Raw genomic sequence first — 331 nt, forward strand, 5'->3', positions numbered from 1 at the left:
GATTCCGGGCGGGCAGCAGCAGGGGCCGAGGGCGGTGATTCGCGCGGTGCCTGTAGGTGCGCGACCATGAGCCTGCTGTACGCAGGACCCAATGTGTATTCCTGTGGGAGAGGGGTATGAGCCTGCTGCCCTACGCCTGGGCCAAATCCCAACGCATCCTCCTGCGCCCCGGCGACGACGGCATGCTGCTGACCGTCTGCCCCTCCACCCCCGGCTGGTCCATCAGCGAAGTACGGCGCCAGTTCGGCCAGGCCCACCTCGAGCAGGTACGCGACGATGAACTCGACGGCCTCCTCGCCAGTGCTTATGCCGATACGGGCAGCGCCGCCGC

At 68.0% G+C, this 331-nt stretch carries 1 pseudogene; it reads left to right on the plus strand.

What is annotated here, in order from left to right:
- Nucleotides 1-116: 116 nt before the first annotated feature.
- Nucleotides 117-331: pseudogene (locus tag V3W40_RS34590) on the plus strand (type II secretion system protein GspE); the annotation flags it as partial.

The sequence above is a fragment of the Pseudomonas sp. AM8 genome, assembly GCF_036346475.1.
In the GTDB taxonomy this organism is placed as follows: Bacteria; Pseudomonadota; Gammaproteobacteria; order Pseudomonadales; family Pseudomonadaceae; genus Aquipseudomonas; species Aquipseudomonas marginalis.